The organism is Verrucomicrobium sp. BvORR106, assembly GCF_000739655.1.
GTDB lineage: Bacteria > Verrucomicrobiota > Verrucomicrobiia > Verrucomicrobiales > Verrucomicrobiaceae > Verrucomicrobium.
In genome coordinates, this window is sequence record NZ_BATR01000120.1 from 1 (window position 1) to 16267 (window position 16267).

The window sequence follows — 16267 nt, forward strand, 5'->3', positions numbered from 1 at the left end:
GCGTGCGTGCGGCCATTTCCTGCTCGACGGCAACGGCGGCGGCACGGCGCACTTCGGCGTTGGCCTGGGCGATCTTCTTGTCCGTCTCGGCCTGCGCGGCCTGGAGTTGGGCGCCGATGTTCTCGCCCACATCCACGTCGGCGATATCGATGGAAATGATCTCAAACGCGGTGCCGACGTCCACGCCCTTCTGCAGCACCACCTTGGAGATGCTGTCCGGGTTTTCGAGCACGTCCTTGTAGCTGGCGGAGGAGCCGATACAGGTGACGATGCCCTCACCCACACGGGCAATGACGGTCTCTTCCGTGGCACCACCGATGAAGCGGTCCAGGTTCGTGCGGACGGTCACACGGGCGCGGACGCGGAGGGAAATACCATCGCGGGCCACGGCGTCGATCTTGCCGCCCTTGCCCATGTCGGCGCCGGGGCAGTCGATGACCTTGGGGTTAATGCTGGTACGAACCGCTTCGATGACGGTCTTGCTGGTGCCTTTGACAGCGAGGTCGATGGCGCAGGCGCGGTTGAAATCGAGTTCGATGCCGGCCTTGGCGGCGGCGATGAGGGAGAGGACGACCTGGGTCACGTTGCCACCGGCCAGATAGTGGGCTTCCAGTTCATCGGTGCCGACGCGGAGACCTGCTTTCACGGCGGTGATGCGGCTGTCCACGATGAGGGCATTGGGCACACCGCGGAACCACATGGCCAGCAGCGTGGGGATGCCGACGGGCGCATTGGACACCAGGGCGCGGAGCCAGAGATTGAAAAACTTAAGCAGGATGAGCAGGAAGACGAAACCGACGATGACCGCGATGCCGATGCCAATGTAGGGGAGCATATCCATGATGCGTGAGGTGTAGAGTGCTGTGGGGGGTGCGTTCAACAAGAGTGTCCGTGAAACCGCGCCAAGGACGCAAGCCTTTTAAGCCGGGCGGTGTTCGGAATCAACCCTGCATCGGCCGACAACTTTGCGCGGCATTTGTTTGATCTCTTTTTCACGACGGGATGGCTTTTCTGACATGATTGCTATTGAGTCAGGCGAGGAATGTGCCTTACCATTTTGGGAAAACATGATGCGGATCATTACCCTCTCTGTCCTGGTCTTCTGGGTGGCCATGACAGGGCTGCTGGTGCGGATGGTTTATTTCCCAGACCACTCCCGCTTTGTCGAAGTGCCACCACGGCTGGTGCTCAAAGGCTTCCTGGAAGGCGGGGCCACGATCAACACGCTCCACGTGTACAAGAAGGATCAGAAGCTGGGCCACGCCTCGGTGAGCACCCAGCGGGTCTGGACAGGTGGGGTGAACCAGTACCGGGTGCACTTCTCCGGGGTGCTGGACAAAGGGGCGATCGAGATGGTGGATGCCCCAATCAACTGGCGGCTGCAGCTCTTCCTGGAAGATCTGGACACCTGGGCCGGGGCCAAGGGGCAGGTGCGTCTGGGGGATACGAACACGGTGCTGGATTTCGAGTGGAGCAAAGATGAGCGGATGCCCCGCTTCACACTCAAGCAAAAGGGGCAGGTGGTGGCGGATGACGACAGCATCCAGCCTATGCTGGGAGCCTTCATGGGGCCGCAGGCCGCCGGGGCGGGGCCCGTGCTCCCAGAGGGACTGGGGCTGGCACCGGGGGCAGATGTGGCGACGCTCTTTCACCTGAAAACACTGCAGGGCGTGATGATGCTGGCCGGGACAGAGCGTCAGGCCTTCCTGCTGGAACTGAGTGCCATGGACCACTGGAAAGCCAAGGCCTTCTTCACCGACGCCGGAGAGCTGGCGCTGGTGGACCTGCCCGAAGGCTGGCGGCTGGTGGAGCCCGTGATCTATGGTCTCGTGCCCGAATATCCGGAAAATGAGGAGATCCCCGTGCCCCCCATGGAGCAGCCGGGGGCAGTGCCGACGCCTCCACCCTTGGACGGGACGGCCGTGCCAGCTTCTCCGGGTGGCGGCGCGACCTGAAGGCCGGGAATCGGGGCAAGGCAGATATCGGGTGACGCGAGGATGAAGGGAGCCGCTTGCAGCGGGCGGGGGACCGCGATACAAAAGAACGAGGGAGCGGAGCCGGGGCAGGCGATGAAGAACCTGGCCCACCTCATCATCCAACGGAACTCAGGCAACAAACATCACAGCAGTGACAACACACGGGCGGGCATAGCAGGGGAGACACAGGCACATGATTGAAATCAAAGACCTCACCATGGACTACGGGAGCTTCCGTGCTCTGGACGGACTCACGCTGACCATCCCCCAAGGGGAATTTTTTGCCTTCCTGGGACCCAACGGAGCGGGGAAGACCACCGCCATCAAGTTGCTGACCGGGCTGATGAAGCCGGTCAAAGGGACGGTGCATCTGGGCGGGTATGACATGCAGGAGGAACCTCTCCTGGCGAAGGCCCTGCTGGGCTATGTGCCGGATGTGGCGGTCTTTTATGAAAAACTTACCCCGCTGGAGTTCATGCGGTTCATCGCCGACATCTTTGAGATGGATGAGGTGAAAGCGGAGAAGACCGGGGCGGAGTTGTTTCAAAAGTTTTCCCTGGGTTCCTATGCGCACCAGCGCATCGAGAACCTGAGCCACGGCACCCGGCAAAGGCTGGCCATCGCTGCGGCATTGCTTCATGAACCCAAGGTGTTCATCATTGACGAACCCATGGTGGGGCTGGATCCCATCCATGCCCGGACGGTGAAGCGCGAACTGAAAGAACGCAGCCGGGCGGGCATGACGGTGCTCATGAGCACCCACCTCCTCAACATTGCGGAGGAGCTGGCAGATCGCATCGGCATCCTGCACAAGGGGCGTCTCATCGCGCTGGGCACCATGGATGAAATCCATCAGGTGAAATCGACCACGGGCAAGCGTCTGGAAGAAGTCTTCCTGGAGATGGTGTCCGATGAGACCGAGCAGAACGGGAACGCAGCGTCAGAAATCTAAGATCCAAGGGCAGAGAGAATGAGCAGACCAGGAACTTTCATCATCATGGGCGTGTCGGGCTCCGGCAAGAGCCTCATCGGCAGCAAGCTGGCAGAGGCCCTGGGGGCGGACTTTGAAGATGGGGATGACTTTCACCCCCCGGCTAACAAGGCGAAGATGTCTGCGAAGATCCCGCTGACGGACGAGGACCGCTGGCCCTGGCTGCGGGCGATGCGCGACCGGATCGAGGAAAAACGAGCCGCAGGCCGCAGCTATGTGCTGGCCTGCTCGGCCCTGAAGGCGGTGTACCGGGACCTGCTATCTGGTGGGGAGCCGCGCTCCTCGGTGGAGTTTGTGTTTCTGAAGGGATCTCCCGAACTCATCGCAGCACGCATGGCAGCAAGGAAGGGGCACTTTTTCCAAGGTGTCTCGACGACCGCCACGGCAGGTGGCACGGCGGCACCGACGCTGCTGGACAGCCAGTTCGCCACACTGGAGGAGCCGACGGCGGCGGAGGCCATGATCGTGAACGTGGATCAGACTCCAGACGAGATCGTGGGAGACATCCTCCGGATCGTGGGATAAGGGTGGGCTGAGGTTCGACACATGACCGGTGCAAAACCAAAACTGACATTCTGGGGCTGGGACGCCCCGGTTCTGCACAAGGCTGTGGCCGAGCTGGCTCGTGACTGGGCTGAAGGTGCGCTCGATCTCAGTGATACTCTCATCATCGTGCCCACGGCAGAGACCGTGCGACGGTTGCGGGAGGCGCTGGCGGTGGAGGCCGGTGGCCGGGACAGCGCGGTGACGGCGCCGCACCTTTGGCATGCGGGTCTGGTTTTCCAGCCGCGCACTCCCGGGTTGGCCCTGGCCTCACCCTTGCAGGAGCGGGCGGCCTGGACGGAAGTGCTGACGCGGGCGCCACTGAAGGAGATGGGGGCACTGTTCCCTTCTCCCCCAGAAGAGCAGGACCTCATCTGGGCGGCGGCGGTGGCAGAGACCATTGCGAATCTGCGCAAGACGCTGGGGGCTGGCGGACACAGTCTGGACACTGCCGGGCCCGGATTGGAAGGGCTGGACGAACTGGCACGCTGGGCCCAACTGGCCAGGCTGGAGGAGCTGTATCTCGCGACATTGAATGGTTGGGGGCTGGTGGACGGTGAGTCGGCCAAGAAAGCGGCCGCAGCTCTGGCAGTGCTGCCCGAAGGGGTGACGCAGATCAAGGTCTTCGCCGTGGCGGATGCGCCGCCACTGTTCAGCGTGTGGCTGGAGCAGGTGGCACAACGTGTGCCCGTGTCAGTGTATGTGCAGGCACCGGTGGAGCAGCGGCATGGGTTTGATGAAACAGGCATGCCGCGGGTATCCCACTGGGGTGATGATGCGCTGGTGGAGTGTCCGCTGGCTCATGACCGCATGCATCGCGTGCCGGGTGCGGAAGATCAGGCCCGGCTGGCAGTGAGACTGCTGGGGGAGATGGCGGCCACGGGGCAATCTGTGGCCGTGGGAGCCTGTGACCAGGCGCTGAACAGCGTGCTGGAAGGGACGCTCACCGCGCAAGGCGTGCGGGTCTATAACCCCGCAGGGCGTTCTGCCCGCCAGCACAGTCTGGTGCAGGTGCTGCGCAGCGGCTGGCGTGCGGCACGCAGTGCGGCATGGCGGGACTGGATGCCATTTCTCCGCATGGATGATGTGTCCCGTGCGCTGTGCGGTGAGACGGGGCTCCTCATTACGAAGTACTATGAGCTGATCGACGAGTTTGACGGCACGCACCTGCCTCCTACCATCAAAGACGCGCAGTCCATTGCGGGTCTGCACTCTGATTGGGCGGATTTGGTGCCGGTGCTGACGGCGGCGGTGAATCACGCGGAAGGCTGGGGCGCGGACACTTGTGAGGGCGCGGTGAGGAATTTCCTGGTCTGGCTGTATGGTGAGCGGGAGTTCGACAGCGCGCTGGAGCATCAGAAGTACCACGGCGAATTGTTCGGTGAGGTGATCCGGCTGGCCATGCAGGTGGATGCGGGCCGTGCGGCAGGCATAGGCTCCAGCGAGGCTGCTGCCTGGCTGGGCCTGGTGTTTGATGCGCTGGAAGAAGGCCAGCTCACCGACCTGCGCGGGGAGGCGGATCTGGTGCTGTACGGCTGGCTGGAGCTCCTGTGGGAGCCTGCTCCGGGGCTGGTCATCACCGGATTCAATGACGAACATGTGCCGGGCACGCTGGGGGCGGATGCCTTCCTGCCGGACAAAGCCAAAGCTGCGCTGGGGCTGCCCTGCCAGGCGGTGCGGCGGGCTCGTGATGCTTATTTCCTGAAGGCCATTGCGGAGCAGCGCGCTGCGGAGTGCACGCTGCATGCGGTGCTGGGGCGGCAGACGGCGGAGGGAGATGCCCTGCGCCCTTCACGATTGTTGCTGGATGCCTCTGATGCGGATCTGCCTCTGCGAGTGAAGCACCTCTTCCCGGCGGAGGATGAAGTTCACCCTGCGCCAAGGCCGCTGCGTACCCAGGCGTTCCAACTGACTCCGCAGTTGCGGCGGTGGAGCCGGAGCGCCATTTCACCCACAGCCCTGCGTCGCTACCTGGCTTGTCCCTACCGGTTCTATCTCAGTGAAGTGCTGGGCATGAAGGCGGTGAGCACCGGCCAGCGGGAGCTGACTCCGGCCACGCTGGGCAGCCTGACCCATGAGGTCTTCAAGGCCTTCGCAGACCAGCCGGAGATCGCTGAAAGCACGGATGCGGAAAAGATCGGGGACTGGATGGTGGCGGAGCTGGAGCGGCGGTCTGTGCTGATGTTTGGCCACGAACCGCTATTCTCTGTGACCTTGCAGGTGGAGTCGCTGCGTCAGCGTCTCACTGCGTTTGCCTCGCGTCAGGCGGAGTTGCGTTCAGAGGGGTGGCGGGTGCTGCGGGCAGAGGAGAAGATCCTGCCGACCTGGGGTGTGGACCTGGGCGGTGTTTCGCTCTCAGGCAAGATCGACCGGATCGACTACCATGAGCGTCACAATGTGTTCCGCGTGATCGACTACAAGACCTCCCGGAAGAAGCCTGAGGAAGCGCACCATAGGAAGGCACGCGAGGAGATGCTGGCGGATCCCAACCAGTCGTGGAAATGCTTTGATGACGCGAAGGGGCGGACCCGGTGCTGGGTGGACCTGCAACTGCCGCTGTATGCGCGGGCGGTCGCGGCACAACTGGCAAAGGGCGCACCGGTGGAGGCAGCTTATTTCCTACTGCCCGCGACCGTGGGTGAAGTAAAGCTGCACAGCTGGGAGGATCTGGGGACAACCACGCTGGATGCGGCGGAGGCGTGTGCTCGGGAGGCGGTGGGGCGGATTCGTGAAGGGATCTTCTGGCCGCCGTCGGAGGATATGCGGTTTGATGATTTCGAGGGGCTGTTTCACGGCGATGTCATGAAGGCGGCTGCACCGCCCGAGAAGTGGTTGGTGGAACCGGTTGCGGAGGTGCTGGCGCTATGACCGTGCTCAAAAATGAACTCATTCGCGCGTCGGCGGGCACGGGCAAGACCCACTCGCTGGTGCAGCGCTACCTTTGGCTGTTGGAGCACGGTGCAGAGCCGGAGCGCATTGCCGCCATGACCTTCACCCGCAAGGCGGCGGGGGAGTTCTTTGAGCGCATCCTCCAGGAACTGGCGACGCGCAGCATGAGTGAGAGTGCCGGCAGCCGGATGGCTTTGCAATTGCTGCGGAAGGTGGTGCGCCGCATGGACCAACTCCGCTTGGGCACCATTGACAGCTTCTTCGCCACCATGGCGCAGTGTCTGCCCTTCGAGCTGGGGCTTACGGGCAAGGCCGCGCTGATGAGCGAGGCGGAAACGACCCGGGCGGCTGAGGAGGTGATGGATGCCCTGCTGCTGGCCGTTGGGCGAATGAAGGACCATGCGGCCATGGATGAGCTGCGGGAGGCCTGGAAGGCGGCCAGCCACGGCAGTGAGCAAGGGCGGCCTGCTGAGGCTCTGGCCACGTGGTGTGGGCGGCTTCACCAGTTGCTCATTGAATGCCCCGATCCGGAACGTTGGGGTGGGGCGGAAGTGATCTGGGAGAAGGGGACATCGCTGCCTCTGCTAACGGCGGGTGATCAGGATCTGGCCGCCGCGGTGGAGCAGCTGGAAGGGGCGCTGGACTACAGCATCTTTGACAAACGGGCCCCGGCGAAGTGGGATGAATTCCTCCAAGCTGCGCGGGAATACGACGGTTTTCAGAAGTTCGACGGCACGCCGATCGCATACATGTTGAAGCCGGAGCGTGGTGATCCCTCGCGCCTGCGCCTGGGCGGGGCGGAATGGAAGATGTGGAAGTCCGTGCCGCTGGATGTGAGGACCGGTACGGCCCTGGCTGATGTGCTGGACATCCTGGTGGGGCGGGCGCTGCTCACGCACCTACGCCGCACCCGGGCCCAGCGGGGCATTGTGCGGATCTATGAAACGACCTACCACCGGCAGGTGCGGTCGCGGGGGCGCCTGGTCTTCAGTGATCTGGCCTGGCTGCTTTGTGGTCGCTTGAAAACCACGCCGATGGAAGTGCAGGACTGGGAGGCCTTTCGTACCGCGTTGGAGTTTCGCATGGATGCGCGGTATGACCACTGGCTGCTGGATGAGTTCCAGGATACCAGCGAGCGTCAGTGGGAGGTGATGTCTCCGCTGCTGGAGGAAGCCCGGCAGGACCCGGAGGAGCGCCGCAGCGTGTTCCTGGTGGGGGACGTGAAGCAGAGCATCTACCTCTGGCGGCAGGCGGAGCCGGAGTTGTTTCATCACGTCGAGTCGGCCTGGCAGGGCGACCGGCTGCAGACCACGCCGCTGAATGAGAGCTACCGCTCCTGCCCGCAGGTGCTGGCCATGGTGAACGGGGTGTTTCTCAATGCCGGGCGTGATCTGGAGGCATTGTTTCCCGGCTTGGGGCGGCTTTGGGTGTATGAGGAGCATCGCTGCGCAGCGCGGGTGGCCCGGCTGGCAGGTCATGCCGCACTGATCCATGCGGCTCCCCCAGACGAGGATGCTGAGGAAGAGGAAAATACCATCACCTTGGCGACGGCGAACCTGATCCGCGAGATCAATCCCATCGGCCGCGGGCTAACGTGCGCCGTGCTCGTGCGGAGCAATCGCACGGCCCGTGCCATCTCTGACGCCCTGCGTCGTCTGCTGGGGGTGGAGGTGATCTGTGAGTCTCAGGAAAATGTGGTGGTGGACAATCCCGCCACGCTGGTGTTGCTAAGCCTGCTGCAGGTGGCGGTGCACCCTGGCGATTCCATGGCGTGGCAGCATCTCCTGTTGTCGCCTCTTCGCCATGCCATCCACGAGCAGGAACTCAAGCTTCCGGCGCTCGCGGCGCGGGTGAGGTCGGACCTGTCTCACCTGGGATTCCTGCCGGTGTTGCAACGCTGGGCGGAGATATTGCGGCAGGCCTTGCCGGAGCAGGATGCCTTTACGGATCGTCGCCTGGCTCAGCTTCTGGATGTGGCGGCGGACTTCGATGAGAGCGGGAGTCGCGATGTGGAGGAATTTCTGGCCACGGCGCGGGAGCATTCGGTCCGGGAGGACAGCGCCTCCGCTCAGGCCATTCAGGTGATGACGGTGCACCAGAGCAAGGGCTTGCAGTTTGACGTGGTGATCCTGCCGGAACTGCAAGGGGAGGCGCTGGATGCCGTGCATCGGAACCGGCTCTTTGTGGCCCGCAAAGAACGCGGTGCCGTGGGCTGGATGTTGGACAAGCCGGAAAAGCTGGTGGTGGAGCGCGATGAGGTGCTCCTGGCGGAGCTGTCGCGGGAGAAAGCCCGGCAGGCTTTTGAGGGGCTGTGCCGCTTCTATGTGGCCATGACTCGCGCGAAGCTGGGCCTGTACGTGGTACTGGATCCTGCGAAGGTGAAGAACACCTCCAATGAAGGGCGCATCCTGGCCCAGCGGCTGGAGCCGGGCTTTGATCCCGTGGACTACGATCTGGTGGGCGCAGGCGGCATGGCAACTTGGGAAGTGGGAAATCGCTTCTGGTATGAAGCGCACGCTGCGAAAACGGTGGTGGCGGAAACACGGGCCGCGCCTGCCACGGAGTTGTCTCTCGGCAAGCTGATCCGCGCAGTGAACAAGCCTCTGGAGCGCCGTGCGCCATCCGGCGAGGAGTCGTTTGTGCTAAAGGGCGGGGAGTTGCTCTCCACCGCCCGCGAGGTGAAGCGGCAGCACGGGACCCGGGTGCATGAGCTCTTCTCTACCATTGCGTGGTTGGACGAGGTGGCGGACCCCGTCTCGATCTGGCGGGAGCGTGGCCTGGTTTCAGACGATGTGCTGGCAGACGGCACGGGTGACGATGCGGCGGCGGAGGTGCTGAGGGTCTTGTCCGCTCCAGAAGTGGAGCCTTGGTTTACTCTCGCGGGGATGAACCGTATGGCCTGGATGGAGCGCCGGTTTGATTTCATTGACCAAGGAAGCTGGGTCAGCGGCATCGTGGACCGTGTGGTCATTGAGCTGAACGCCCAGGGGAGCCCAGTCAGGGCCACCATCCTGGATTTCAAGACGGATCTGGTGGTGACAGACCAGGAAATGGCCTCCCGGGCGGCGGGCTACGCCCCGCAGTTGGCGCTCTATGTGCCAGCCGTGGTGCGGATGACCGGACTGAAGCCGGAGGCCATCGATAAGGCGCTGATTTTCACGATGACGGGCAAGGTGGTTCCCGTCTGAGAGGACGGTACCGCAAATGCCTCAACTTTCTAAACTTTTTGCTTAGTCGTGCTTGCGTCTCAATTTCTAGGTCACTAGAGTTGACCTCCCATGCCAAACCCCCAAGGCGCGGATTCCTCACTTTCAACCGGCAAAAAACTCCAGACCTGGGCCGCATGGCTCGTGGCGTGGATGCCTGCGCTGGCGCTACTCCTATGGCTGAACCAGTACGTGATGCCGCTTCCGTACCATGATGACTGGGAGTTCGTCAGCCAGTACCAGCATTGGACGGAAGGTGCCTTTGATCTGAAGGAACTCTTCAGGCCCATCAATGGGCAGCCTCTGGCGGTGCCGAAGATGATCTTCTTTGCGGCGCTCAAGTGGAACAATGGTGACCTTTCCATTCTGCCGTACCTGAGCTGGGTGATGTCGGTGGGCGTGGGGATTGGCCTGTGGTGGCTCAGTCGCTCGTGGCGGAAGGATCTGGCGGGGAAGGGTTGGTACGTGGTGTTGCTCTGGAATCTGGGCATCTTCTCGCCTGCCCAGGAGGGCACGTGGTTTTGGAACTGCACCTTCCATACTTATATCCCAGGTTTCTGCCTGGTGGCGGGGGTGGTGGTGATGCTGGGGGGGCTGCCGGTATGGGCCAGACTTGTGCTCGGCGGGCTGGCCTCAACAGTGGCGACCTTTTCTTTTGGCGCAGGGTTTGTGGTGCCCTGGCTGTTGATGCTGCTCATCATCGCCGGGATGCTTGGTCAGGAACGTCGCTATCGATGGTTTCATCTGACTGCATGGGCACTATTGGCGGCAGGGCTTGGCTATCTGGCGCTGTTTGGATTTCCGGAGTCGGGCGGGGGCGGTGGTCTGGGGGATCAATTGGCCAAGCAGGCAGGGCGGCCATTGCTGGTCGGGGGCTATTGGCTGGTGCTGCTAGGTAGCACCCTCGCGGATGCCGCACCTTTTGAGCCCGTCACGTTTGGGATGATGGCGGCAGGAGCATTGTTGCTGTTGGGAGCGGTGGCGACGGTAAAGCTGGTCCGTTGTGGGGAGTGGTCACAGGCCCTGCCCTGGCTGGTTTTCGTTGCTTGGGCAGGTGGAAACGCGGCGTTGATCTCGATTGTGCGGCTTAACAACCTGCTCGATACCGCGCTCGCTCCGCGATACGCCACGCACATGCATTTCTTTGTGGCAGGTGCGGTGGGGCTCCTGGCAGCGGGACTCTGGGTGAAGGGGCAATTCGGTCGCCTTGGACTGCCAGCCGGAGCTGCCGCGTTGCTCGTGATTCAGCTGTTTGCCTGGGGAGATGGGCAGCAAATGATGGAGGCGCAGTATCGGCGCATGCAACAGGACCGGGCGGTGCTCAGCTTTGTCAAAATCATTGAACCGCAGCGGGACTTGATCTGGGCGCCAGTGACCCCGTCTGAGACGGTAAACGTGGCCAAGTTCATGTCGGCTCACGGTCTGGTCCGCGGTTTGAAGTTCATGGACTCTCTGGATCCCGCGAAATACCGTCAGGGGCCACCTCTTCCGGAAAAGTGGGGTTCGTGGAAACTGATGCGTGAGGAGTCTGGGGTGCTGACTGCGACCGGCACCTGTGGATCCTCCAAGCACCTGGACGTGCTGCCTGATCTGGTCGTCCTGACGATCCCGGATGCGACAGGGGCCGAGCGGATCGTCCATTTGACCAAGCCTCTGCTGCCGGAAGATTTTGAACGCCGTATCGCGGCGCGCCGCCTGCATCCAGAACACTACTTTGGCTGGTCCTTCGAGCTGCCGCCTGGTACGCCAGCGAGTGTGAAAGCCTACGGCTTCTACGGGGAGAAGTACCATCTCCGTCTGATCCCGAAAGCGCAGGCAGCTGCAGATGGTGCAGCTCTGTCGAAACAATAATTTGCACAACGCAGTTTTGCGTCATCCGGCATGTCTATTCCGATGTCCCCACCGCCCACCTTCAGCGCCTACCCCCTGGAAGACTGCAACGCCCACCAGGAGGAGATCCAGGCGGCGCTGCAGGAGTTTCTTCGTGCCGGGAGTTATATCCTAGGTCCCGAGGTGGCGGCGTTCGAGCGCGAGTTTGCCCAGTTCGTTGGCGCATCGCACGCGATCGGGGTGGCCAACGGCACGGATGCCATTGAGGTGCTGCTTCGTGCGTTGGAGATCGGTCCGGGGGATCTTGTGGCGGTTCCCTCGCATACGGCCGTGGCGAGTGCCTCCGGGATCGGCCGGGCGGGTGCTCAGCCGATCTTTGTGGATATTGATCCGGACACTTTCACGATCAGTCCAGATGCTTTGGAGGCCTTGCTCGTGTCGCCCGCCGGGGCACAAATCAAGGCCGTGCTGGCGGTGCATCTCTATGGTCACCCCTGTGACATGAAGCGCCTGGGAGAGGTGGCACGTGACCACCATGTGGTCTTGCTGGAAGACTGTGCCCAGGCCCATGGCGCAGTGTCTCGCGGGCGCAGCGTCGGGAGCCTGTCGAGAGCGGCCGCCTTTAGCTTCTATCCTACAAAGAACCTGGGAGCGCTCGGCGATGGAGGGGCCATCACCACCTCCGATGCTGCCCTGGCCGAGGCTTGCCGGGTCGTGCGCCAGTACGGGTGGAAGGAGCGCTACATCAGTGCTTCTCAAGGAGTCAACAGCCGCCTGGATGAGTTGCAGGCAGCCCTGCTGAGAATCAAGCTGAGATCGTTGCCAGGGGGATTGAGGCGTCGTCGGGAGCTGGCAACGCTTTATGGATCCCTGCTCAAGGGATGCCCGGATCTGGTGACGCCGGTTTGCCGTGAGGAGTGTGAGCATGCCTATCATCTCTATGTGGTGCGCACCTCCCGTCGGGAGGGATTGATGAAACATCTCCTGAGCCGGGGCATCCCCGTGGCGTTGCATTATCCGGCGGCGATCCATCAACAGTCTGGGTACGCTGAGGTGGCGGAATGGTCCCCGCCACTGCCGTCTACGGAGACGGTCATGAAGGAGATTCTGACCCTGCCGCTGCATCCCTATCTGGATGAAGCGGCGGTCCGCTACACGTGCGCATCAATACGTGAATATTTGTCCGAGGAATCCGTCAATTAACGCCTTCCATGCTGAACAAAGAATATGAAACAATGCGCCAGGTGGAGGACACCTACTGGTGGTACCAGGTGCTGCATGGGTATGTGCCCCAGCAGGTGGCGGGCTTGCTGAAGGACGGTGCCGGGCGGGTGCTGGACGCCGGATGCGGTACCGGAGGTACGCTGCGGCACCTGAAGGACCGCAATGCAATGTGGGATCTGCATGGCTTCGACTTCTCGCCTTTGGCTGTGGAGTACTGCAAGTTTCGCGGATTCAACCAAGTGTGCCAGGGCAGCGTGGACGCCATCCCGGCGGAAGACCGCAGTTTTGACGTGGTGATCAGTCTGGATGTGCTTTGCCATGCCGGGCTGGATGAGACCAGGGCGGTGGCGGAGTTTGCGCGAGTGGCCAGACCGGGCGGGCATGTCATTCTGAACCTGCCGGCATTCTATTTCCTCATGGGCCGCCATGATATTGCCGTGGGCAGTGTGCGCCGCTACGACGAGCGGCGGGTGAGGGAGCTGATGGCGGGAGCCGGATTGCGGATCAAGGAAATACACTACTGGAATGCCTGGCTCTTCCCGCCCATCCTCCTCTGGCGGCAGTTCAGCCGGTTGCTGAGCTTTGGGCAGGAGAGAGAAGAGGCCAAGTCTGACCTCACGCAACTGCCGGGGTGGCTGAACAAGGTGCTGGCTGGAGTGGCCAGGATGGACATGAAACTCTGTCGATGGGTGGGGGTGCCGGTTGGTACCTCAGTCTTTGTCGTGGCTGAAAAGCCCAACTCCTGACGAACGAACATGGAACGGAATTTTCTGCACTCTGCCACGTCCGAAGCTCCCCGTGTGAGCTTCGTGGTGCCGCTGTACAATACGGGTGACGCCCTCGGCAGGCTCCTTCAGGCGTTTCGGGGGCTCGACATTGACGGTGGCTATGAACTGGTGCTGGTGAATGATGGCAGTCCTGACGGCACGGGCGACCGGGTGCCAGGGCTGATCAAAGACCTGCCCTACCCGGTGATCTTTGTAGACATGGCCAGGAACTTTGGCGAACACGCCGCCGTGCTGGAAGGGTTCCGGCATGCCCGTGGCAGGTTTGTGGTGAATCTGGACGATGATCTGCAGAATCCGGTGAGTGAGGCGCTGCGGCTGGTGGAGCATCTGGACCGGACGGGTGCGGACGTGGTGTACGCCTACTATGAGGAGAAGAAGCACGCCTGGTATCGCAATCTGGGCAGCCAGATGACCAACAGCATGGCGACGCTCCTCATTGGCAAGCCTCGTGATCTTTACCTGTGCAGCTTCCGGGCACACCGGCGTGAGCTGATTGACCGGTTGGTGCGCTACACCGGGCCCTATCCCTACATCGATGGTTTGATCATTGGCTCCACGAACCGAATCGAGCGTCTGCTCGTGGCGCATGAGGAGCGTGCGGCCGGCCAGAGTGGCTACACGCTGCGCCGGCTGGTGAGATTGTGGATGAACATGTTCTTTAACTTCAGCATCATCCCCCTTCGAATGGCGAGTGTGTTGGGGGTGGTATCGTGCCTGGTGGGGCTGCTGGGTTTCCTGGTGGTGCTGCTGGAGTACGCCTTTTTCAATGTTCAGTCCCCCGGCTGGAGTTCGTTGATGGCTGGCATAACGGTTTTCTCAGGGGTGCAGCTCATCATGCTCGGGCTCATCGGAGAGTATGTGGGGCGCACGTACATGACGTTGGCTGGAAAGCCGCAATCGCTGGTCCGAAGCGTCACTGATTATCGGGTCATGGCGAGTACTGGGATCGTGAGCAGCGCAACTGTGCAAGGCACAACCACTTCTGTGTCATGACCACGGCCTCCAACATAAAGCTGCACCCGGATGCCCGGTGTCACTCCCTGGAGGTGGGAGAGGGGGCCGAACTCGAGGCCTTTGCCTTCGTCGAGAGTGGTGCACGCGTGGGAAGGGACTGTTTCATCGGTGCGCACACCTATCTCGAACACGGCGTCAGTCTGGGCGACAAGGTGACGGTGGAGGGGGGCACTCGCTTCTATGCCGGACTGGTGGTGGAAGACGATGTCCACGTGGGGCGCAACGCCACCCTGGCCCGAGCTCACCATGGCGGTGCTACCCCAACTGCACAGACCACCCCTTCCATCCTGCTGCGTCAGGGCTGCCAGATCGGTGCCAACGCCACCATTTGCCCCGGGGTCACCGTGGGGGCTCATGCCATTGTGGATGCTGGCGCGGTGGTGACTCACTCGGTGCAGCACTACGCCATTGTCTCCGGAAATCCTGCCCATGTGGTGGGGTTTGTGAATGCGAAGGAACCAGTTTCAACCGGGAAAGGGAACATCAACCCGCAGGAGGTGGGCGTGACGGTTTCCCGGGTGCGCGGGGTGACTGCCTACGACATCCCGTACATCAGTGATCCCCGGGGAAACCTGACGGTAGGTGAGTTTGAGCGCACCCTGCCTTTCCAGCCCAAGCGGTACTTCATGACCTTTGACGTGCCGAGTGCCAAGCTGAGGGGGGAACACGCGCATCGCACCTGCCACCAGTTCTTGATCTGCATGCACGGCTCTTGCGCACTGGTGGTGGATGACGGGGTGAATCGGGAGGAGTACCTCCTCGACCGGCCGACGTTTGGCATCTATGTGCCTCCCATGATCTGGGCGACGGAGTACAAGCACACTTCCGATTCTGCCTTGCTGGTGTTTGCGTCTGAGTATTATGACGCGGGGGACTACATTCGCGACTACCACCAGTACCTGAAGGAGCTAAGGCCGCAATAGGGGGATAGAAGCTGGAAAGCCCATGCAGGCAAATCAAGGGCCTTTGGGAAATGATTGGATGAGAGGGGGGTGTGGGATTATTTTCGCCCCCGCTCAAATTCTATGTCTTCCTCAGTACTGTGCATTGCCCACCCCGGTCACGAGTTGCGTGTACTTCAGTGGCTCCGTGAGGTTCGGCCGGTGGTGTTGATTCTGACGGATGGCTCCGGATCGAGCAAGACGTCCCGTTTGGAGGCATCTCGAGCGTTGGTCACGGAAGCGGGAGGTACTGTGGGGAGGATTTTTGGGAGGTTTCCGGACCGGGGTCTCTATGAGATCATCCGCAACCAGGATCTCAAGGCGGTGATCGGGCTGGCGGATGACCTGCTCGCCACCCTGGAAGAGAATAATGCGGACGTCATCGCTGGTGATATGCTGGAGGGGTTCAACACCGGGCACGACTTGTGCCGGATGCTCATCCAGGCGACGGTGAGCCGATATGACCGACGGCGGGGTCAGCCGGTGAAGAACTTCGAAATCGTCCTGGAGCGGCTTTCCGCCACCATGGCGGAGCGCAAACCGGCAGTGACCCTCCAGCTGGGAAAGGAAGGGATCGCTAGCAAGCGGGCCTGCGTGGAGCACCGCTTCCCGCAACTGGTGGAAGAAATGGACCGGGCGGTGGCGAAATATGGCGATGTCGTGGTGGCCACGGAAGCCCTCTTTGAGGCAGCGGCGGGGTTGGATGATCGCTGGACGGAATCCGAGCCGCCGTATTATGAGACATTTGGCCGGAAACAGGTGATGGCGGGTCTCTACACGGAGGTGATCACGCATGAAACCCACATGCAGCCCCTCGCCCAGGCCTTGCAGAAATGGGCAGCACAGGCATGATGGGGTGTCGCCC

Annotated in this window: 12 protein-coding genes; 11 read left to right on the top strand and 1 reads right to left on the bottom strand. The window is 62.1% G+C overall.

Features of this window, described 5'->3' with window-relative positions; all coding sequences use genetic code 11:
• On the bottom strand, positions 1-841 hold an 841-nt coding region (locus BV106_RS22205; protein ID WP_038168423.1), incomplete at its 3' end, for a flotillin-like FloA family protein.
• A 226-nt stretch (positions 842-1067) separates the two neighbouring features.
• Between BV106_RS22205 and BV106_RS22210 the strand changes: the two genes are divergently transcribed.
• The 11 genes from BV106_RS22210 (at position 1068) to BV106_RS22260 (ending at position 16254) form a co-directional block, all read left to right on the top strand.
• On the top strand, positions 1068-1955 hold the full coding sequence (locus BV106_RS22210) for a hypothetical protein (protein ID WP_265595951.1): 888 nt from the start codon (positions 1068-1070) through the stop codon (positions 1953-1955).
• Positions 1956-2169: 214 nt separating this feature from the next.
• Positions 2170-2928: an ABC transporter ATP-binding protein gene (locus BV106_RS22215; protein WP_038168389.1), complete on the top strand. Its 759-nt coding sequence runs from the start codon at positions 2170-2172 to the stop codon at positions 2926-2928.
• 18 nt (positions 2929-2946) lie between these two features.
• Entirely contained in the window at positions 2947-3492 is a 546-nt protein-coding gene (locus BV106_RS22220; RefSeq protein WP_265595952.1) for a gluconokinase, read from the top strand.
• 21 nt (positions 3493-3513) lie between these two features.
• Positions 3514-6378, top strand: coding sequence for a PD-(D/E)XK nuclease family protein (locus tag BV106_RS22225; protein ID WP_038168393.1), 2865 nt, complete (start codon positions 3514-3516; stop codon positions 6376-6378).
• On the top strand, positions 6375-9587 hold the full coding sequence (locus BV106_RS22230) for a UvrD-helicase domain-containing protein (protein WP_038168395.1): 3213 nt from the start codon (positions 6375-6377) through the stop codon (positions 9585-9587). The genes BV106_RS22225 and BV106_RS22230 overlap by 4 nt, the downstream gene beginning before the upstream one ends.
• Positions 9588-9677: 90 nt before the next feature.
• The gene (locus tag BV106_RS22235; RefSeq protein ID WP_038168396.1) at positions 9678-11456 is read left to right on the top strand and encodes a hypothetical protein; all 1779 of its coding nucleotides are present in this window, start codon (positions 9678-9680) and stop codon (positions 11454-11456) included.
• 42 nt (positions 11457-11498) lie between these two features.
• The gene (locus BV106_RS22240; protein ID WP_038168398.1) at positions 11499-12638 is read left to right on the top strand and encodes a DegT/DnrJ/EryC1/StrS family aminotransferase; all 1140 of its coding nucleotides are present in this window, start codon (positions 11499-11501) and stop codon (positions 12636-12638) included.
• An 8-nt stretch (positions 12639-12646) separates the two neighbouring features.
• The gene (locus tag BV106_RS22245) at positions 12647-13405 is read left to right on the top strand and encodes a class I SAM-dependent methyltransferase (protein ID WP_051946192.1); all 759 of its coding nucleotides are present in this window, start codon (positions 12647-12649) and stop codon (positions 13403-13405) included.
• Positions 13406-13414: 9 nt separating this feature from the next.
• Entirely contained in the window at positions 13415-14440 is a 1026-nt protein-coding gene (locus BV106_RS22250; RefSeq protein ID WP_051946193.1) for a glycosyltransferase family 2 protein, read from the top strand.
• Positions 14437-15384, top strand: coding sequence for a WxcM-like domain-containing protein (locus BV106_RS22255; protein WP_038168399.1), 948 nt, complete (start codon positions 14437-14439; stop codon positions 15382-15384). The genes BV106_RS22250 and BV106_RS22255 overlap by 4 nt, the downstream gene beginning before the upstream one ends.
• Before the next feature lie 102 nt (positions 15385-15486).
• Positions 15487-16254 (top strand): hypothetical protein, encoded by a 768-nt coding sequence (locus BV106_RS22260; protein ID WP_265595953.1) that lies wholly within the window; start codon positions 15487-15489, stop codon positions 16252-16254.
• Positions 16255-16267 lie beyond the last annotated feature (13 nt).